The organism is Pseudomonas sp. HP_08 (assembly GCF_055284095.1).
In genome coordinates, this window is sequence record NZ_JBTOQC010000020.1 from 35,528 (window position 1) to 55,199 (window position 19,672).

General features: G+C 58.9%; 16 protein-coding genes and 1 pseudogene. 11 read left to right on the plus strand and 6 right to left on the minus strand.

Features of this window, described 5'->3' with window-relative positions; all coding sequences use genetic code 11:
* Positions 1-133: 133 nt before the first annotated feature.
* The gene (locus ACYAS9_RS18070; RefSeq protein ID WP_463569635.1) at positions 134-565 is read left to right on the plus strand and encodes a hypothetical protein; all 432 of its coding nucleotides are present in this window, start codon (positions 134-136) and stop codon (positions 563-565) included.
* Positions 558-1,880 carry an ImmA/IrrE family metallo-endopeptidase gene (locus tag ACYAS9_RS18075; RefSeq protein WP_463569636.1) on the plus strand — a complete coding sequence of 441 codons (1,323 nt, stop codon included), beginning with the start codon at positions 558-560 and terminating at the stop codon, positions 1,878-1,880. The genes ACYAS9_RS18070 and ACYAS9_RS18075 overlap by 8 nt, the downstream gene beginning before the upstream one ends.
* A 53-nt stretch (positions 1,881-1,933) precedes the next feature.
* Here ACYAS9_RS18075 and ACYAS9_RS18080 read toward each other — a convergent pair whose 3' ends face one another.
* Positions 1,934-3,517 carry a peptide chain release factor 3 gene (locus ACYAS9_RS18080; RefSeq protein WP_463569637.1) on the minus strand — a complete coding sequence of 528 codons (1,584 nt, stop codon included), beginning with the start codon at positions 3,515-3,517 and terminating at the stop codon, positions 1,934-1,936.
* A gap of 298 nt (positions 3,518-3,815) precedes the next feature.
* On the opposite strand from ACYAS9_RS18080, the gene ACYAS9_RS18085 reads away from it, so the two are divergent.
* The 4 genes from ACYAS9_RS18085 to ACYAS9_RS18100 are packed head-to-tail and all read left to right on the plus strand — an operon-like array spanning position 3,816 to position 7,318.
* Positions 3,816-4,562, plus strand: coding sequence for an ABC transporter permease (locus ACYAS9_RS18085; RefSeq protein WP_463569638.1), 747 nt, complete (start codon positions 3,816-3,818; stop codon positions 4,560-4,562).
* Between the two features lie 31 nt (positions 4,563-4,593).
* Positions 4,594-5,487, plus strand: coding sequence for a glycine betaine ABC transporter substrate-binding protein (locus tag ACYAS9_RS18090; RefSeq protein ID WP_463569639.1), 894 nt, complete (start codon positions 4,594-4,596; stop codon positions 5,485-5,487).
* Positions 5,488-5,501: 14 nt separating this feature from the next.
* Positions 5,502-6,155, plus strand: coding sequence for an ABC transporter permease (locus ACYAS9_RS18095; protein WP_463569640.1), 654 nt, complete (start codon positions 5,502-5,504; stop codon positions 6,153-6,155).
* Complete coding sequence (locus tag ACYAS9_RS18100) at positions 6,152-7,318, plus strand: osmoprotectant ABC transporter ATP-binding protein OsmV (protein ID WP_463569641.1); 1,167 nt, start codon at positions 6,152-6,154, stop codon at positions 7,316-7,318. The genes ACYAS9_RS18095 and ACYAS9_RS18100 overlap by 4 nt, the downstream gene beginning before the upstream one ends.
* Positions 7,319-7,387: 69 nt before the next feature.
* Here ACYAS9_RS18100 and ACYAS9_RS18105 read toward each other — a convergent pair whose 3' ends face one another.
* On the minus strand, positions 7,388-7,786 hold the full coding sequence (locus tag ACYAS9_RS18105) for a hypothetical protein (RefSeq protein ID WP_463569642.1): 399 nt from the start codon (positions 7,784-7,786) through the stop codon (positions 7,388-7,390).
* Positions 7,787-7,846: 60 nt separating this feature from the next.
* Positions 7,847-8,500 (minus strand): DUF3472 domain-containing protein, encoded by a 654-nt coding sequence (locus ACYAS9_RS18110; RefSeq protein WP_463569643.1) that lies wholly within the window; start codon positions 8,498-8,500, stop codon positions 7,847-7,849.
* Positions 8,501-8,967: 467 nt separating this feature from the next.
* Between ACYAS9_RS18110 and ACYAS9_RS18115 the strand changes: the two genes are divergently transcribed.
* The 3 genes from ACYAS9_RS18115 (at position 8,968) to ACYAS9_RS18125 (ending at position 12,664) form a co-directional block, all read left to right on the plus strand.
* Positions 8,968-10,131, plus strand: a complete 1,164-nt coding sequence (locus ACYAS9_RS18115) for a type III PLP-dependent enzyme (RefSeq protein ID WP_463569644.1) — start codon at positions 8,968-8,970, stop codon at positions 10,129-10,131.
* Positions 10,132-10,425: 294 nt separating this feature from the next.
* On the plus strand, positions 10,426-11,625 hold the full coding sequence (locus ACYAS9_RS18120) for an alpha-xenorhabdolysin family binary toxin subunit A (protein WP_463569645.1): 1,200 nt from the start codon (positions 10,426-10,428) through the stop codon (positions 11,623-11,625).
* A 34-nt stretch (positions 11,626-11,659) separates the two neighbouring features.
* On the plus strand, positions 11,660-12,664 hold the full coding sequence (locus tag ACYAS9_RS18125) for an alpha-xenorhabdolysin family binary toxin subunit B (protein WP_463569646.1): 1,005 nt from the start codon (positions 11,660-11,662) through the stop codon (positions 12,662-12,664).
* Here ACYAS9_RS18125 and ACYAS9_RS18130 read toward each other — a convergent pair.
* Entirely contained in the window at positions 12,661-13,473 is an 813-nt protein-coding gene (locus ACYAS9_RS18130) for a tetratricopeptide repeat protein (RefSeq protein WP_463569647.1), read from the minus strand. The two genes, ACYAS9_RS18125 and ACYAS9_RS18130, sit on opposite strands and share 4 nt — an antisense overlap.
* A gap of 2 nt (positions 13,474-13,475) precedes the next feature.
* A complete protein-coding gene (locus ACYAS9_RS18135; protein WP_463569648.1) occupies positions 13,476-14,156 on the minus strand; it encodes a Fe2+-dependent dioxygenase in 681 nt (226 codons plus the stop codon).
* Positions 14,157-14,371: 215 nt separating this feature from the next.
* Here ACYAS9_RS18135 and ACYAS9_RS18140 point away from each other — a divergent pair, with 215 nt between their 5' ends.
* Positions 14,372-16,624, plus strand: coding sequence for a TonB-dependent receptor (locus ACYAS9_RS18140; RefSeq protein WP_463569649.1), 2,253 nt, complete (start codon positions 14,372-14,374; stop codon positions 16,622-16,624).
* A gap of 81 nt (positions 16,625-16,705) precedes the next feature.
* A complete protein-coding gene (locus tag ACYAS9_RS18145; protein ID WP_463569650.1) occupies positions 16,706-19,297 on the plus strand; it encodes a PepSY domain-containing protein in 2,592 nt (863 codons plus the stop codon).
* A gap of 147 nt (positions 19,298-19,444) precedes the next feature.
* Here ACYAS9_RS18145 and ACYAS9_RS18150 read toward each other — a convergent pair.
* Positions 19,445-19,564, minus strand: a pseudogene (locus ACYAS9_RS18150) (hypothetical protein); the annotation flags it as partial.
* Between the last annotated feature and the right edge of the window lie 108 nt (positions 19,565-19,672).

The window sequence follows — 19,672 nt, forward strand, 5'->3', positions numbered from 1 at the left end:
GAGTCCTGAGCCATAAAGTCGATTGTGGATTTGAGGACATTTCGTACAAAGCGCGTCGAGTGCGCTAAGAATCTTTAGCCAGCCCATTCATGTAGCGTCGAGCGCTTGTTCAAGTGTTCAGGGAAGGGCTGCAATGAAGCCGCGCTACAATCGATTCAATACGAAACGGCGAATGGCTGAACCGGATCAGTTCAGTCATGAGCATCTGGATGGTTGGGCGTGTAGCCTTTCATACGGCGGCAATCCGGAGCATAAGAGAAACCCCGGTGATTTTGGTTTGTCACCCGCCTCGGATCCACGTCCAGGAAAATCCCTGTGCGACGTGGCCCGCATCTTTTCACGTGATACGGCCTTGAGGCTGCTCAAGGAAGGTGTATTGAAAGGGCTTGTAAGCGACAGAATGGATAAGGGATGGCCCAGGAATATCTGGTCGGTCACAGAGGCTCATATTCCTTTGGAGGCGCAGTTGGAGAACCCGGAAACAGGTTGCTACCACGGGTATCCCATGCCAGAAAGCGATCCCTTTGCCGCTGAGGTCATGAACCGCTGGAGGCTTCATGAGTAATCTCGATTTTTCGATCGACTGGCAGGTTGCGCAGGGTTCGTCACCGATCTTGCGTGATACGTCCGGTCAATTGGTTATCCGGGTCGATGATCTCTGCCTGACCCGTAATGAAGACATATGGTCAAGAACTGTCAGGGATAGCGTTCTGGTTTCGGCCTATCCCCTGGCTCTGTGGCTGGCTTCATCCTGGTGGCGCCTGAGTTATGAGCCCTTGCCTCGCGTGGGTGGTTTGCCTTCTCATGAGTGGCGAATGTCCCATGAGCTGGGGGCGGCGAATCAAGGTTATGTATGGCCCAGAATCATTTTTGCTTCTGATGGCGAAAGCATAAAGCTATGGGCCGAATCGAGCCGTATGCAAGGCCAGTCTGTCCAGTATCTGTATGGGCTTGAAAGTCCCCGGATCGTGAAGCTTGAAGTTTTCCAGCGCCAGGCCCGTGGTTTTATCGAGGCCGTTCTGAGCCGGTTGGGCGCGATGGGTCATGCCCGGACCGATCTTGACCAGCTTTGGGCATTGGTTCGGGAAGACCAGGACGATCCCACAGCACTCGAGCACAGGATACTGGAGGCGCAGATGGGCTATGACCCTGAAGAGTGTCCACCCGCTATCCTGGAGCGGGCTCTACGGTTGCAAATGAAAACAGGTGCCGCAGCGATGGCCGAGCTGGCGCCTGTGATCGGGCTGCAAGGCCTGGCGGGTGCAGGGCTTGAGATCATTGACTCGCTTGCCTCACAGGGCGGGATTGTTGCAAGCCCACAGTTACCTGACTATGCAGATACGGAGGCCGGGCTTGCCTGGCAACGAGGCGGGAAAGCTGCCCGACAGCTTCGTGCTGCACTCAGTAATCCAGAGCGACCTTTGAGTAACGTCGAGTTATATGAGCTGCTCGGTATCAGCGAACATCAGGTCGATTATGGGAGTGTGGTCGCGCATGACAGTGTGGCCGTGGCCCGTCTCGAGCAATCGGGGAGCTTCAGTCTGATTCCACGCAAGAAACACCCGACGGCCAGCCGTTTCGAGTACGCACGTTTCATCGCAGAAATGTTTGGTCGAAGCAAGGATAACGATGGCTGGCTGGTCTCTACCGATATCAGCACAGCCAGGCAGCAATATCAGCGCGCTTTTGCCGCTGAGTTTCTGTGCCCTGTCGAGTCTTTGATCGGCTATCTCAAGGGCGATTTTTCAGAGTCTTCTTATGAGAATGCCGCCGTGCATTTCAATGTCAGCGAAAGAACGGTTTTGTCTCTGCTCGCCAACAATGGCTATCTGGATAGCCTGTCGCAGGAACCCAGGGTTCCGTATCAATTCGTTGTCTGAGGCGCCGCAATCGCGGCCGGGTGATTATTCGCCCCGGCCGCTAATACGCTTTATCAATGATGCTCGCGTGTCGCGCGGAATTTCACGTCCGGCCAGCGTTCTTCCATCAGTGCCAGGTTGACCCGGGTTGGCGCCAGGTAGGTCAGGTGACCGCCGCCGTCCAGTGCCAGGTTTTCCACGGCCTTGGTTTCAAACTCTTCGAGCTTCTTCTTGTCGGCGCAATCGAGCCAGCGGGCTGACCAGACGGTGATTGGCTCGTAGGCGCATTCGACCTTGTATTCCTCTTTCAGGCGGCTGGCGACCACATCGAACTGCAGCACACCGACGGCGCCCAGAATGATGTCGTTGCTGCGCTGCGGGAAGAACACCTGGGTGGCGCCTTCTTCGGCCAGCTGTTGCAGGCCCTGGCGCAGTTGCTTGGACTTGAGCGGGTCTTTCAGGCGTACGCGGCGGAACAATTCCGGGGCGAAGTGCGGAATACCGGTGAAGCCCAGCGCTTCGCCTTCGGTGAAGGTGTCGCCAATCTGGATGGTGCCGTGGTTGTGCAGGCCGATGATGTCTCCGGCGTAGGCCTCTTCGAGCATTTCACGCTCTGACGAGAAGAAGGTCAGGGCGTCGCCGATGCGCACGTCCTTGCCCAGGCGCACGTGGCGCATCTTCATGCCTTTCTCGTAGCGGCCCGAGCAGATACGCATGAACGCAATGCGGTCGCGGTGCTTGGGGTCCATGTTCGCCTGGATCTTGAACACGAAGCCGCTGAATTTCTCTTCGACCGGCTCAACGCTGCGCTCGCGGGCTTCACGCACCAGCGGGCGTGGCGCCCAGTCGACCACGGCATCGAGCACATGGTCTACACCGAAGTTGCCCAGCGCGGTGCCGAAGAACACCGGGGTCAGTTGGCCGTTGATGAATTCGTCCTGGTCGAATTCGTGGCAGGCGCCTTGCACCAGCTCAAGCTGCTCGATAAAGCGCTCGTACTCGTCGCCCAGGTGGGCGCGGGCTTCGTCCGAGTCCAGTTTCTGGATGATCTTGGTCTCGGTGCGTTCATGACCGTGGCCCGGCGTGTAGACGATGATGTAGTCGCCGGCCAGGTGATACACGCCCTTGAAGTCGCGGTAGCAACCGATCGGCCAGGTGATCGGCGCGGCCTTGATCTTCAACACCGCTTCGATTTCGTCGAGCAGCTCGATCGGGTCGCGAATGTCACGATCGAGTTTGTTGATGAAGCTGACGATCGGCGTGTCGCGCAGACGGCAGACGTCCATCAGCGCGATGGTGCGTGGCTCGACGCCTTTACCACCGTCGAGCACCATCAGTGCCGAGTCGACCGCCGTCAGGGTGCGGTAGGTGTCTTCCGAGAAGTCTTCGTGGCCCGGAGTGTCGAGCAGGTTGATCATGTGCTCGCGATACGGGAACTGCATGACCGAGGTGGTGATGGAAATGCCGCGCTGCTTTTCCATTTCCATCCAGTCGGAGGTGGCATGACGATCGGATTTACGCGATTTGACCGTACCGGCCACCGAAATCGCCTTGCCCATCAGCAGGAGCTTTTCGGTAATGGTGGTTTTACCGGCGTCAGGGTGGGAAATGATGGCGAAAGTGCGGCGTTTCGCGACTTCGGCGGCCTGTTGGGTCATGGGAAATCGCCTGAAAAGGGAGTCAAAAAAGGGCGCAGATTATAGCGCAACTCGGGCCAATAACCGAACCGCTCAGTCGATCCGGGGTGGCCAAATGCTGTCTCGCGTGGGAACCTTTCGGATTCCGGAGACGTCCATTCCCTTGTAACAGGCCATGTCAGGACTGTTTCAAGTGGCTGATTCATCTGCAAATCGGCTTGACGAAGCTGTGCTCATGGCTTGTGTTTTCGCCTTTTATGGCGACCCACCTGCTGCTCTTCGCGAACGTTGAACCTGCATCCTGCAACGGATGCCAGGCATGCGTTCGCCGACTGAAAAAAGGAGTCCGCCCGTGGCTAATCGCTATGGCAAGGGGCTATTGGGAGGCGCGATTATCGTCGTACTCCTGGCCCTGCTGGTCCAATGGATCGGCACTGAAACATTTGTGAAGTACAAGGATGACCTGCTGTTTTACCTGCAAGCGCATCTGGTTCTGGTTCTGGTTTCGATGTTGGCGGCCCTGGTGGTCGGTATTCCTGCCGGCATTGCCTTGAGCCGACCGTCCATGGTTGGCCGCGCCGAACGCTTCATGCAGATCTTCAACATCGGTAACACCGTTCCTCCTCTCGCGGTTCTGGCCATTGCTCTCGGTATTCTCGGGATCGGCAGTGGGCCTGCCATCTTCGCGCTGTTCCTCGCCTCGTTGTTGCCCATCGTGCGCAACACCTACGAAGGCCTGAAAAACGTTCCCGCCTCGCTCAAGGAAGCCGCCACCGGCATCGGCATGACCCCGCGTCAGGTGCTGTTCAAGGTCGAGCTGCCCAATGCCGTGCCGATCATCGTCGGTGGCGTGCGCATCTCGCTGGCGCTCAACGTCGGCACCGCACCGCTGTCGTTCCTGATCGGTGCCAACAGCCTGGGCAGCCTGATTTTTCCGGGCATCGGCCTGAACAACCAGCCGCAACTGCTGCTGGGCGCTGCGTGTACCGCCTTGCTGGCGCTGCTGCTCGATGGCTTGGTCACGCTGTTCAGCCGGATCTGGCTCGAACGCGGCCTGAGCCGTTGAGACGATGCCGCAGAGAAGATAAGGAACCCTCATGAAAAAGCTTTGTTTATTACTGGGCCTTGGCCTGCTGTTCTCGGCGTTTGCCCAGGCGGCCGACAAGCCGCTGCTGCGCATCGGCGCGCGGGTGTTCACCGAGCAGACGCTGCTGGCCGAACTCACCGCGCAATACCTGCGCACCAAGAACTTTGACGTGCAGATCACTGGCGGGCTGGGCAGTAACCTGGCGCGCAGTGCGCATGAAAGCGGCCAGCTGGACCTGCTGTGGGAATACACCGGTGTTTCGCTGGTGGCCTACAACCACGTCGATGAAAAACTCGACAGCGAGCAGACCTACGCGCGGGTCAAGGAACTGGATGCCAAAAAAGGCCTGGTATGGCTGGCACCGTCGAAGTTCAACAACACCTACGCCCTGGCGCTGCCCAAGAACGTCGCCGACCAGTACCCGCAGGTCAACACCATGACCGACCTGACCAAGGTGCTGAAAGATGAGGCCGACCAAGGCCATATCGTGGCGCTGGACACCGAGTTCGCCAACCGCTCCGACGGTTTGCTGGGCATGGTCAAGCACTACGGCATGAACCTGGGCCGCGAGAACATCCGCCAGATGGACGCCGGCCTGGTTTACACCGCACTGCGCAACGGCCAGGTGTTTGCAGGCCTGGTCTACACCACCGACGGCCGCCTGGATGCGTTCAAGCTCAAGGTGCTGGACGACGACAAGAAGTACTTCCCGGACTACACCGCGGCTCCCGTGATCCGCAAAGACGTTCTCGATGCTCACCCGGAACTGACCGGCCTGCTCGAGCCGCTGGCAGCCCTGCTGGATAACACCACCATGCGCGGCCTGAACGCCAAGGTGGATGTCGATCACCAGAGCCCGTCCACTGTTGCCGCAGAGTTTCTGCGCCAGCATCCGCTTAATTAAAGGAAGGCAGACCCATGGAATTTTTCAGCGCCTTCTCGCACATGGACTGGGCCCAGGTCGCACAACTGACCTGGCAGCACGTCACCCTCGTCGGCGTCGCCGTGACCCTGGCGATTCTGGTCGGTGTGCCGCTGGGCATCCTGATGACCCGCTTCCCGGCCGCCGCCGGTCCCTTGCAGGCCAGCGCCACGGTGTTGCTGACCGTGCCGTCGATTGCCCTGTTCGGCCTGTTGCTGCCGTTCTACTCGAAATTCGGCCAGGGCCTGGGCCCGCTGCCGGCGATCACGGCGGTGTTCCTTTATTCACTGCTGCCGATCATGCGCAACACCTACCTGGCCCTGACCGGCGTCGAACCCGGTATTCGTGAAGCGGCCAAGGGCATCGGCATGACCTTCGGCCAGCGCCTGCGCATGGTCGAGTTGCCGATTGCCGTGCCGGTCATCCTCGCCGGTGTGCGCACCGCCGTGGTGATGAACATTGGCGTCATGACCATCGCCGCCACCATCGGCGCCGGCGGCCTGGGCGTACTCATTCTTGCTTCAATCAGCCGCAGCGACATGTCGATGCTGATCGTCGGCGCGGTACTGGTCAGCATCCTGGCCATTATCGCCGACCTGCTCCTGCAACTGCTGCAACGCACGCTGACTCCAAAAGGACTCCTGAAATGATCGAACTCCAGAACCTCACCAAGACTTTCCAGAGCAACGGCAAAGAAGTGAAGGCTGTCGACTCGGTCAGCCTGACCGTCAACGAAGGCGAGATCTGCGTCTTTCTCGGGCCTTCCGGCTGCGGCAAAAGCACCACGCTGAAGATGATCAACCGCCTGATCACGCCGACCTCCGGCAAGGTGTTGATCAACGGTGAAGACACCACCGGCCTGGATGAAGTGACCCTGCGCCGCAACATCGGCTATGTGATTCAGCAGATCGGCCTGTTCCCCAACATGACCATCGAAGAAAACATCGTGGTGGTGCCGAAACTGCTCGGCTGGGACAAGCAGAAGTGCCATGACCGGGCCCGCGAGTTGATGAACATGATCAAGCTCGAACCCAAGCAGTACCTGCATCGCTACCCGCGCGAACTGTCCGGCGGCCAGCAACAGCGTATCGGCGTGATCCGTGCCCTGGCGGCCGACGCACCGTTGCTGCTGATGGACGAACCGTTCGGAGCGGTCGACCCGATCAACCGCGAAATGATCCAGAACGAGTTCTTCGAGATGCAGCGGGCGCTGAACAAGACCGTGATCATGGTCAGCCACGACATCGACGAAGCCCTCAAGCTGGGCGACAAGATCGCGATCTTCCGCGCCGGCAAGCTGGTGCAGATCGATCACCCGGACACCTTGCTGGCGCATCCGGCCGATGACTTCGTCTCCAACTTCGTCGGCCAGGACAGCACGCTCAAGCGCCTGCTGCTGGTCAAGGCCGAAGACGCCGCCGACAACGCGCCCTCGGTCAGCCCGGAAACCCCGGTGGCCGATGCGCTGGAAGTCATGGACGAAAACGACCGCCGCTACGTGGTAGTCACCGATGCCGGCAACAAGGCCATGGGCTATGTGCGTCGCCGCGACCTGCACCGCCAGCAGGGCACCTGCGTGCAGTTCCTGCGTGAGTTCAACGGCACCGCGGCCTACGACGAAAACCTGCGCATCCTGCTGTCGCGCATGTACGAGTTCAACCGCTCATGGCTGCCGGTGCTGGATGCCGAGCGGGTGTTCCTGGGTGAAGTGACCCAGGAATCGATTGCCGCCTACCTGAGTTCCGGCCGTTCACGCGGGGCCAAGAGCAGCATCGTTTCGCCGGCAGAGATTGCGGCTGAAGCCTCGCTGTAAACGGACTGAAAGTCCTGCGCTGTCATGGCGCAGGACTTGTCGCGTGACACAAGCGTCCCGGGAAATCTTTTAGACCTTGAACGTCTTTGAGCTTGAAACAGAGTGCTGGTTGAAAATATCGGTGATCACAATGCTCACGATGTAGTTTCCGGACGCCAGTATTCCCGTATCGAATCTCGTGTTCCGCTGCTGGGGCTTCAGGTTTGAATTGGAGGCAATTGTTCCGCCCGATGCAGCTGGACGGACTTCGATGCGATAACCCAACTGGGGAGGTGTATTGGCTGGTAGCGACCACTCGGCATACAGATTACCGTTAATGGAGTCGTAACTCAGCCAGCCCAGTTGGACCTTGGGTGGCTGGACCACTTTGGGTTTGGCATCGAACTGATTGGGGTCAAGCCTGATGGAGCTTTGGTCGTTAGGGTGCCAGCCGCCCGCAATCAGCTTGATGTTAGCGCCATCGACCACCTCGGCATTCCAGGCGTGCGGATCGCCGCCGGCTCCAGCCTCGTAATGAGTCGGTTTCTGCTAGGAGCCATCCTTGTTCATCCTGAAGTGCTGGCCGTAAAAACCGTGATAGCCCAGTGCTTCTCCATTGAAGCGCTCGAGAAAGCCGCTGCAGGTTGTGCCGGTCAGTGAAACATCGCCATCAGGAACTGAGGCTGACATGTAATGTGTCCACTTATCGTCCGTATACGAGTACATGAACATCGCCATGCGGGTCACGGTTTCATTCGGCACGAACCATCGTCTGATGACCAGTGCATACCACTGGTCCAGGTTCCAGGGCATAGGATGAGAGGTATGAAGCCCTGTACCTTCCCCGCCAAAATGGCTCGAGTGCAGTCCTTCAATCCCGTAGTCCAGGCGCACCTCGGAGTCATTCGGGCTGTCTGCCAGATCCCAAATGGAGCAAATGTTGTTGTAGGTGAAGACCTGATCCCCGATGAGGTTATTGTTTTGATGCTGGATCCCTGCGTACCCACCTCGGGCACCAAAGAAAAAATTACAGCCTGACCAATAGATATGAATATTGTCCCCGGCCCTGGGCACGTACTGCTCGACGTACAGAAGCTCTGCTTCATTCTGGGTGAAATAGGACGTCACTGAAGGCCCCCATGTCGGTACCTCGGCAGTTTGGCCTTGGGGTTCGCCCTGGTAGTTATCCGGCATGAGTTTCATGGTGGCGTCCTCGTTTGCTGAGATACGAGTATCACCCTCACGTTTCACCGCGACACCTATCACAATTGCTAGGTTGGATCGCGTGGCAGGCTTGATGCCCTTGTCAGGCGTCGCTGTCTGCCCGGACACCGGTCAGGTAAAGGATGGCGAAAGGGAACATCAGCCTGTCATGTAGGTCGTTTACATAGGTGGGTGTAGTGAAGGTCGCTATGTCTCGTGTGAAAACGCGACATTTTTAGTTGATCTATCGCCCCTCAGGTCCTAAAGTTCGCGCCGAACGTCCATGCTGGAAACGATCCATCCGGCTCAAGTACTGACGACGAGACAGCAAGGCCAAGGGGATTGACCCCCATGGCCTTTTTGCTTTCGGCGACATGCCTTGGGAAGTAGGCGAACCAAAGTGGGGATACGGAGGACGTTCATTTGCACCCATTTATTCATTTGTTTGCCCCCAGGAGTCCCTGAGCATGTCGATCAAGGTCGAAGACTATTTCGAAAAAAGCACCTTCAATAAAATGAAGGCGTTCGCTGACACCCAGGAAACCCCGTTCGTGGTCATCGATACCGCGATGATCAGCAAGGCCTACGATGACCTGCGCGCAGGCTTCGAATTCGCCAAGGTGTACTACGCCGTGAAGGCCAACCCTGCGGTCGAAATCATCGATCTGCTCAAGGATAAAGGCTCCAGCTTCGACATCGCCTCGATCTACGAGCTGGACAAGGTCATGGACCGCGGCGTCAGCCCGGATCGCATCAGCTACGGCAACACCATCAAGAAATCCAAGGACATCCGCTACTTCTACGACAAAGGCGTGCGTCTGTTCTCCACCGACTCCGAAGCCGACCTGCGCAACATTGCCAAGGCCGCCCCGGGTTCGAAAGTCTATGTGCGTATCCTCACCGAAGGCTCGACCACGGCCGACTGGCCTTTGTCGCGCAAATTCGGCTGCCAGACCGACATGGCCATGGACCTGCTGATCCTGGCGCGTGACCTGGGCCTGGTGCCGTACGGCATCTCGTTCCACGTCGGTTCCCAGCAGCGCGACATCAGCGTCTGGGACGCCGCGATCGCCAAGGTCAAGGTCATCTTCGAGCGTCTGAAAGAAGAAGACGGCATCGTGCTCAAGCTGATCAACATGGGTGGCGGCTTCCCGGCCAACTACATCACCCGTACCAACAGCCTGGAAACCTACGCCGAAGAAATCATCCGCTTCCTCAAGGAAGATTTCGGTGACGATCTGCCGGAAATCATCCTTGAGCCAGGCCGTTCGCTGATTGCCAACGCCGGTATCCTGGTCAGCGAAGTGGTGCTGGTCGCGCGTAAATCGCGCACCGCCGTCGAGCGTTGGGTGTACACGGATGTGGGCAAATTCTCCGGCCTGATCGAAACCATGGACGAGTCCATCAAGTTCCCGATCTGGACCGAGAAGAAAGGCGAGATGGAAGAAGTGGTCATCGCCGGTCCTACCTGCGACAGCGCCGACATCATGTACGAGCACTACAAGTACGGCTTGCCGCTGAACCTGGCCATTGGTGACCGCCTGTACTGGCTGTCCACCGGTGCCTACACCACCAGCTACAGTGCCGTCGAATTCAATGGCTTCCCGCCACTGAAGTCGTTCTACCTGTAAGCCCGGCGCCGTACTGAAAAACCCATGAGCGATCATGGGTTTTTTTATGGGCGCTGAAATGCGTCTTGTTAGTAACTGATTGTTTTACTTTATCGGCTACTTTAAACAAGTTGGATCCATTCAGTACTAATACGGGGTTACAGACTCGTTGTTTTTTCGTGTGTGGCATATTCCTACACGTTGTATCCATTCTGTTCGCTGTCATGTTCTCAATCGCTCTGCTAAGTTTTAAACACCTTCATGGGTGCAGGCTTGAACCTGCAGTGATTTGAAGGCATTTATAATAAGGACATTATGATGAGTGCAGTCGAGCAATCAAAAACGGATGGCAAGGAACACAGCGCTGGTGAAATAAGCCAGGTCGCAAAAGACTTGATGAGCACGCTGGCCGGGCGTGGTGAAGGTGTCGAGCGTTCCCCGGGATTATTGATTACCAATGAAGATGTCCGGCGCATCCATCGTTATGTAAACACTGGCCTTGAGCTGCCTCTGGACCTGGAGCAGATCAAACAGTTGATGGGCAGTTACGATATTAATATTGCCGGGCTCGAGCCCGCCGCCATTCTGGCACTGTATACCCGCATCCGTGATCACGCGGCCACCTGGGCTGAGCTGGAAGACGACATGCGTGCCGTCGGCAGTGATTTGTATATCTTCTCCGAGGGGCTGATCACGACAGTTGACCTCACCATCGACCTCATCAAAAGCCTGGATGTCTGGCGAATAATGAAGCCGGATGACCTGACCCCGGAGCAGGTTGCAAGATTGCCGTCGGTCAAGCTGCCGGACGGCGACCACAAGCAATTGCCGGGGCTGGTGGCGCTGGTCGTTGAACTCGAGAGGCTGATCTCACGGCACAGCGCCAGCACCCTGCGGGTCAAGAAAGGTATATCGCTGTTCAAGGGGCGTCTCAGGGATACGCTGGCGCCCGAGGTGGCGCGCAAGATCAATCTGGCCAACTCGTCTCAGACCAGTGAGGCGATTATAAAACTGACCGAAGATATCAATCGCCTCAATCAGAGAATCGAACAGAAAATTGGCGAGTACGGCGAGTACTCCAAGTACAAGTGGGTGGGGTTCTGGTGGGGCTCTGTCGGCGGTGCCATAACATGGTCTATTTATGGGCCCAAGGCCAATAAGGCGCTGAAGGAAAAAGACAGCCTGGTTGCAGAAAAACAGGCCATTGAGCGGCAACTCAGGCAACTCAACAAGTTTGTAAGCGAACTGCATGCGTTCGAAACAAACATGCAGGACCTCAGAATCCGAATGGACGGCGCAATCAGCAGCGCCAGTAACATTGAAAGCTTGTGGGTGCTGCTCGCGGAGATGGTCGAGTCGTCACGTAACAGTCTTGAAGGGCTGGACGACGGGAAAATTCTGGTGATCTTTGTTTCGCGCTTCAAGAACCTGGTCGGGAACTGGAGCGATATCAGGAAACATTCACTTGATCTGTTAACAGCCTTTAACAAGGTGCTCGAAGAAAGTCGCCGTTGAATTGAATGTTATTACTAATGGAAGAGAGCTCCCCATGACTGTTCATGTACTGGATACACCGTTGCAACTGCCCAAACCCGATCTGACTGTGGTGACTGCCCGACGCACCGAATTGAAACGCAGCGCCGGCACCCTGGGTGAGTTTTACCTGCCGGTTGTACGCGAAGCCTTAAGCAGCCTGATTACAGAGTTGGGTGAGGTCGACAAACAGGCGCTGCACATCATCAGCGCGGTTCCCGGCCTGATGAACAGGGAAGGCCTTCCGGATTTGCTGCAAGCGCTGACTGCGCTGCAAGAGGACAATGAAAGCGGTCGTGCTGACGTCATCGCTCAGGTCGTGGCGGAAATCGACGCCTTGCTGCTGGAGGTCTCCAGCGGTCTGAATGAGCATGCCCAGGCTTTGGATAATGCGCTGCTGAACTGTGCTGCCGTGTCGCTTGGCGATATCGAAGCCCTGATGGCCCCGATCAACGAGGAGGTCGTCCGTATCGATGCCGAGATTACCGCTCTAGAAGCACCGCTGGCCCGGCTGCGCGAAGAAGAGACGACGCTCAACAAGCTGATCAAGGACCTGGAGTCAGTCAATTTCTTCGACACGCTCAAGCCCTTGGTCGACAACCTGAAAAAGCTGGCAGACATCGATCCCAAGAATCCGTTGGTGGGCTCTATCCAGGAGGGTATCGAGGCGATGTCCGCTATCCTCCAACTGTCCAGTGATGCGCTCAAATATGAGCATCTGGTCAGCCGTCGTAAAAGTTCGCAGCAACAAGTCGACGACATCCAGGCCCAGACTCGCGAGTTGCGTTCACTGCGCAACAAAGAGACTGAACACCTCGCCCAGCTCGAACGGGTCCAGGGCATGGAGACGCCCAGAAACGAATACATGCAGGAGCTTGGCAAATTGCGTGAGGCGCTCAAGCGCTTCAACGGCTATGCCTTCACCGGTGAAGACAGCGGGCACAGCGCCGCACGTTTCATCGCAAGTGCCGACATCCTGAGCAATTACATGGACGAACTGCGCAGAGGCTGGCAAAGCTAGACTGCGCACCCTGGCCGATGCATGACAAGGAAGTCGCGCAGCGCCTGCCGGTCCGATTCATCACCCAGATCGGCAGCACGCTGATGATAGTCCTCGGCCAGTGCTCGCAGCAGCGGATGGGCCGCCTTGAGTAACGACTGGCGGCTGACCCGCAAGAAATTCAGATTGCCGCCCGTCAGGGCGGTTTTCAGCCAGGTCAGTGCCTGCTCGGCATGACCCTGTTCGGCCAGCACCGAAGCATGGCTGAACTGACCGCGAAAATCCCCGGCCTCGGCCGAGCGTCGATACCACTCATGGGCCGCCGCGATATCGGGCTGACCCACCAGACCTTCCTCCAGATAACGCCCCAGCAGGTTCATCGATTTGGCATGGCCCTGATGAGCGGCACTGGCATAACACGCCATGGCGCGCCGATGGTCTTGTACAACACCGCGTCCGGTGGCCAGCAGGTTCGCCAGGTTATACAGCCCCCAATCGAAGCCTTGTTCGGCAGCCAGTCGATAATGCTGCGCGGCCTGAACGCTGTCTGGTGCGCAACCCCAGCCATGTTCATGGCAACGGCCCAACATGTTGCGTGCCATCAAATGCCCTTGCTGTGCGGCGATGCCAAACCAGGTCACGGCCAGTGCCGGGTCGCGCTGGATGCCGCTGCCATCAAGCAGAATCTGCCCCAGCAACGCTTGCGCTTCGACGATGCCTTCGCCGGCTGCCGCCAGAATGGCCTGGGCGGCGCGCGCCGGGTTCTCTGCCAGCATGGCGCGCAAGTCGTCGCCGTCGACAGGTTCTTGCCGGGCCAGATTCCAGTTCATGTTCAGACCTCGACCCAGCGGCGCAGCAGGTTGTGATACGTGCCGGTCAATTGCACCAGCGACGGGTGATCCGGCACATCGCGGGCCAGTTGCTGGATGGCACTGTCCATCTCGAACAGCAGGGCACGCTGGCTGTCTTCGCGCACCAGGCTCTGGGTCCAGAAAAACGAGGCAAAGCGTGCGCCGCAGGTCACGGCATTGACCTTGTGCAGGCTGGTGCCGGGGTACAACACCATGTCGCCGGCCGGCAGTTTGACGCTCTGGGTGCCATACGTGTCCTGGATTTCCAGCTCGCCACCGTCGTATTCATCCGGGTCGCTGAAAAACAGCGTGGCCGACAGGTCAGTGCGCACCCGCTCGGCGCGGCCCTTGACCTGGCGCACGGCATTGTCGATGTGGAAACCGAAATTGCCGCCGGCGGTGTAGCAGTTCAGCAATGGCGGGAACACCTTGTGCGGCAAAGCGGCTGACATGAACAGCGGATTGCTCCACAGCCGCTCGATCATCGCCTCGCCGATTTCCTTGGTCAGCGCATGGTCTTCAGGCAACTGCAGATTGTGCTTGGCCTTGGCCGACTGGTAGCCGGCGGTCATCTTGCCGTCGGCCCAATCGGTGTGCTCCAGCGCCTGACGAATGCGCAGAACTTCGTCGCGGGTAAACAAGCCAGGAATGTGCAGGAGCATGGCGCAGCACCGGTGTGGTGGAAGGTGGCGAATGGTAGTGATTCTTATTGAATGTGTACAACCTCAAATCATGGCGTGCATCACGGCGGGTGAAATTTTCGTGATCGGAAATGTAAAAAATGTAAAAAATACGCAAATGTCAGTAATTCTCAATTGCTTATAGAATTTGTTTGCAATATGTTTCGCGTCTTCAATTCTCGGGGGAGGGAATCACGATGTCGCGCCAACAATTACAACTCAGTACCGGTTCACAACGCTCGCTGGCAACGGCGGTCAGTGTCGCCATTGCGGCCATGTCCGCCGCATCCATGGCTCATGCGGCCGAAAGTGCGGAAGAAAAGAGCGTCACCCTGGGCGCCACCAGCATTACCGGCGAGCAGGTCGATACCGCGTACAAGACTGAAGAGTCGGCATCGAAGAAGTACACCGCGCCCCTGCGTGACACACCCAAGAGCGTGACCGTCATCGCCCAGCAGGTGATCCGTGATACTGGCGCGACCTCGCTGACCGATGCCCTGCGCACCACGCCGGGCATCACCTTTGGCGCTGGCGAGGGTGGCAACCCGAATGCCGACCGTCCGATCATTCGCGGCTTCAATGCCGAGAGCGATGTATTCGTCGACGGTATGCGCGATGTGGCCGCCCAGAGCCGCGAGATTTTCAATATCGAATCGGTCGAAGTCAGCAAGGGGCCAGGCTCGGCGTTCACTGGCGCAGGCTCGACCGGCGGCAGCCTGAATCTGATCACCAAGGGTGCCCACCTGGGCAACGCCTATAACGGTGGCTATGCCTTTGGTTCCGACCAGACCCAGCGCTACACCCTGGATCTTAACCAGCAGATCAACGACACCTCGGCCGTTCGCCTGAACCTGATGAAGCACGATGCCAATGTGGCCGGTCGTGACAATGTCGATGTCAGCCGCTGGGGTGTCGCACCCTCGTTCGCCTTCGGCCTGGGCACCGATACCCGGCTCAAGGTCGACTATTATCATCTGGAAACCGACGATATGCCGGATTACGGCATTCCATTGACCCTTAGCACCGGGCGTAGCAAATACGTGGTCGACAAGCCGGTCAGTGTCGACAAGAGCAATTTCTATGGCCTGACCGGTCGCGATTATCGGGAAAGCACCAACGACAGTGGAACTGTGCGCATCGAGCACGATTTCAACGACAACCTGACGCTATCCAACAGTTTGCGTATGTCGCGCTCGACGCTGGACTACATCGTGACCAACCCGGACGACAGCCGTGGCAACGTCGTCAATGGCACGGTATCGCGTTCGGCCAAGAGCCGTAATTCGACCTCCAGCGGCTTCGTCAACCAGACCGATCTGGCGGCAAAATTCGATACCGGCTTGATCAGCCATAGCCTGGTCAGCGGGATCGAGTTCACGTATCAGGACACCCATAACCGTGCCTACAACATCCTCAGCGCTTCGGGTGGCAGTATCGCCAGCCTCTGCTCGGCAGCTCTGATCCGCTCCGGCGACTGCACCAGCCTGTACGATCCGTCTCCCAAGGACGCCTGGAATGGTGTGATCAGCGACAGCGTGGCCTACACCGATACCGATACCAAAACTGCTGCGGCCTACGTGTTCGACACCCTGACCTTCAACGAGCAATGGTCGTTGAACCTGGGATTGCGCTACGACCATTACGACACTCGCTCCAGTGGCTTCGCCGCCGCCCGTGGCACCACGCCTGGCGGTACATTTGACCGGCAGAAAACCACCGAGCTTTGGAACTACCAACTGGGTGTGGTCTACAAACCACTGCCGAACGGCAGTATCTATGCGGCCCTGTCGACATCGAGCAATCCTTCGGGTGAAACCAGTGGTAACGGCGGCCTGGAGCTAGCGCTCAACAACGCTGATCTGGATCCGGAAAAGAACCGTAACTACGAGCTGGGCACAAAGTGGGATTTCTTCGGCGATAACCTGTCGTTGACCGCTGCACTGTTTCGCACCGACAAGACCAATGCGCGGATCACCGACCCTGACAACACGACCTATCAGGCGCTGGACGGCGAGCAGCGTGTGCAAGGTGTCGAGTTCACCTATGCCGGCAATCTGAGCAGCCAGTGGAAAGTCTACGGCGGCTACACCTACATGGAGAGCGAGCTGGTCAAGACCACGCTGGCGGCCGACAAGGGCAACCACATGCCGAGCACGCCGCGTAACAGCTTTAACCTGTGGACCACCTATGAACTGATACCCAGGCTGGTCATCGGTGGCGGCGCGACCTATGTAGGTTCGCGTTTCGGTAATGAAGCCAACTCTGTCGAAGTGCCTTCCTACTGGCGCTATGACGCCATGGCCAGCTATGCGCTGACCAAGAACGTCGACCTGCAACTGAATGTGCAAAACCTGACCGACAAACGCTATTTCGATCAGGTCTTCCAGACGCACTACGCCCATGTGGCGGCAGGTCGTACTGCACTGATGAGCGCCAACTTTCACTTCTAAATCGCTGCATGAACAAAGCCCTGCCTATCAACCTAGGCAGGGCTTTTTTGCGAGATGAGAATTACTAACAGTTAGCGCATAATGCGCACCGCATGTGTCAGCGAGGTGGCGGTGGTGTTCAAGAAAGTCCTGTTTCAACTGCACTGGTTCTTCGGCATTACCGCAGGCCTGGTGCTGGCGCTGATGGGCGTGACCGGTGCGCTGTATTCCTTCGAGGAAGAAATCCTCGATGCGCTCAATCCCCAGGTGCTGCTGGTCGAGAAGCGCGACGCCCCTTTGCCGCCTGCCGAACTGGTCAGCAAACTGCAAAGCGCCACCGGCATGACCGTGGCGATTCTGCGTGTCGAGACCACCAGCAACCGGGTGGCACAGGTCTATTTCCAGCCAAAGCCCGGCGAGCGGCGTGGTCCCAAGCGCAACTTTGATCAGTACACCGGCGAGCTGCGTGGCGACGGCGTCGGTGAGGGCTTCTTTGACTTCGTGCTGAGCCTGCACCGTTTCCTGGCCTCCGGGCAAACCGGCCGGCAGATCACCGGTGCCTGTACGCTGATCCTGTTGTTCTTCTGCCTGTCCGGCCTGTACCTGCGCTGGCCGCGCAAGCAGCTGGACTGGCGCGTGTGGCTGACCCTGGACTGGGCCAAAAAAGGCCGCAGTTTCAACTGGGACCTGCACTCGATCTTCGGCACCTGGTGCCTGCTGGCCTATCTGCTATTCGCCGTCACCGGCCTGATGTGGTCCTACCAATGGTGGAACGACGGCATGAATCGCCTGCTCGGCGATCCGCCACCGGCCGGTGAACAGCGCCGCGCCGGCGGTCCCGGTGGCCAGGGCGGCCCAGGCGGTAAACCTGCGCAGGCGCCGCAACCGCTGGTGGTCGATTACGACGCCGTGTGGGCGAGCATCCGCGACACCGCAGGCCCCGACATTGCCGGCTACAACCTGCGCCTGCCCAATGCCGGCGGGCAACCGGCCACGGTCTTCTACCTGCTCAAGGATTCGCCGCACCCGCGTGCCCTGAACATCATCAACCTCGACCCCGCAACCGGCAAAATCAACTCGGTGGCGCGTTATGCCGACAAGCGTCTGGGCGCGCAGTTGCTGACCAGTAACTATGCCTTGCACGTGGGCAGCTACTTTGGCCTGCCGGGTCGCATCATCATGGCCATTGCTGCGGTGTTGATGCCGCTGTTCTTCATCACCGGCTGGCTGTTGTACCTGGACCGCCGGCGCAAGAAGCGCGAGATCAAAAATGCCCGCAGCGGCCTGGTTGCCGATGGTGCGGCGGGCGCTGACTCCTGGCTGGTGGGCTTTGCCAGCCAGAGCGGCTTTGCCGAACAGCTGGCCTGGCAGACCGCCGGGCAATTGCAGGCCGCAGGCTTGCCGGTGCGTGTGCAGCGGCTGGCCGAGCTGACCGAAAGCGACCTGCAACAAAGCCGCAATGCGGTGTTCGTGATCAGCACCTTCGGTGATGGCGAAGCACCCGACAGCGCCCGTGGTTTCGAGCGCAAGCTGCTCGGCCAGCCGCTGGCGCTTGCGCACCTCAACTATGCGGTGCTGGCCCTGGGCGACCGCCAGTACCAGCACTTCTGCGCCTTTGCCCGGCGCCTGCACGGCTGGCTGGTCGAGCGCGGCGGGCAGTCGCTGTTCGCCCCGATCGAAGTCGACAACGCCGACCCTGCCGCCCTGCAAAACTGGCAGCAGCAACTGGGCCGCGCCACCGGCAGTACACCGACCGGTGCCTGGCAGGCGCCGTCGTTCGAACGCTGGACGCTGAGCCGCCGCGAGCTGCTCAACCCCGGCAGCAGCGGCTCCAAGGTGTTCATGCTCGACCTGGACGCGCCGACTGCCGCCACCTGGCAGGCCGGTGATCTGGTCGAGATTCTGCCGCGCAACAGCGACGTGGTACTGCTGCGCCTGCTCAATGGACTGGGCCTGACCGGCACGGAAAGCGTGACCGTGGACGGTTTGCAGGAAAGCCTGTTGCAGGCGCTGGCCAGCCGGCAATTGCCGCAACATCGGGCGCACCTTGTGGGGCTGCACGCGCAGGCGCTGGTCGATGCGCTGGTGCCGCTGGCGGCGCGTGAGTATTCGATTGCCTCGATCCCGGCGCATGGTTCGCTGCAATTGATCGTGCGTCAGGAAATTCACAGCGATGGCGGCCTGGGTGTTGGCTCCGGCTGGTTGACCGAGTTTCTGCCGGTCGACGATGCCGTCAGCCTGCGCGTGCGCCGCAACAGCGGCTTCCACCTGCCGGCCGAGCCGGTGCCGCTGATTTTGCTGGGTAACGGCACGGGGTTGGCGGGGCTGCGCAGCTTGCTTCAGAAACGTATCCAGCAGGGCCAGACCCGTAACTGGCTGCTGTTCGGTGAGCGCAACCGGGCGCATGACTTCTATTGCGGCGATGAGCTGCAAGGCTGGCTGGACAACGGCCAGCTCAGCCGCCTGGACCTTGCATTCTCGCGGGATCAGGAGAGCAAGGTGTACGTCCAGGACAGGTTGCATGAAGCCGGTGACGAGTTGAAGGCGTGGCTGGCCGACGGTGCCGCAATCTACATCTGCGGCAGCCTGCAAGGCATGGCCGCAGGCGTCGATCAGGTACTTGCCCAACTGCTCGGCGAACAGGCCGTGAGCGACCTGATCGAACAAGGCCGCTACAAACGCGACGTCTATTAACGCTGCACACATCACCCCCGTAGGAGCGCGCTTGCCCGCGACCGGCTGCGTTAGCAGTCGTAAATTTGTGGCGTTTACACAACTTTGCGAGCGCTAGCGCACTCGGTCGCGGGACAAGCGCGCTCCTACAAGGGCCTGCGCCGATCTTTAAAACTCGTAGCTGGCGCCAGCTCCCGCGTACCACGAGCGGCCCGGTGCCGATTCGTAGTACCGGCCGTTGCCGTCGCCGACGATCACCGAGCCTACGTATTGGCGGTCGGCCAGGTGCGACCTGATCGAACAAGGCCGCTACAAACGCGACGTCTATTAACGCTGCACACATCACCCCCCCCGTAGGAGCGCGCTTGGTCTGGGCCGCATACGGACGACCGAGTG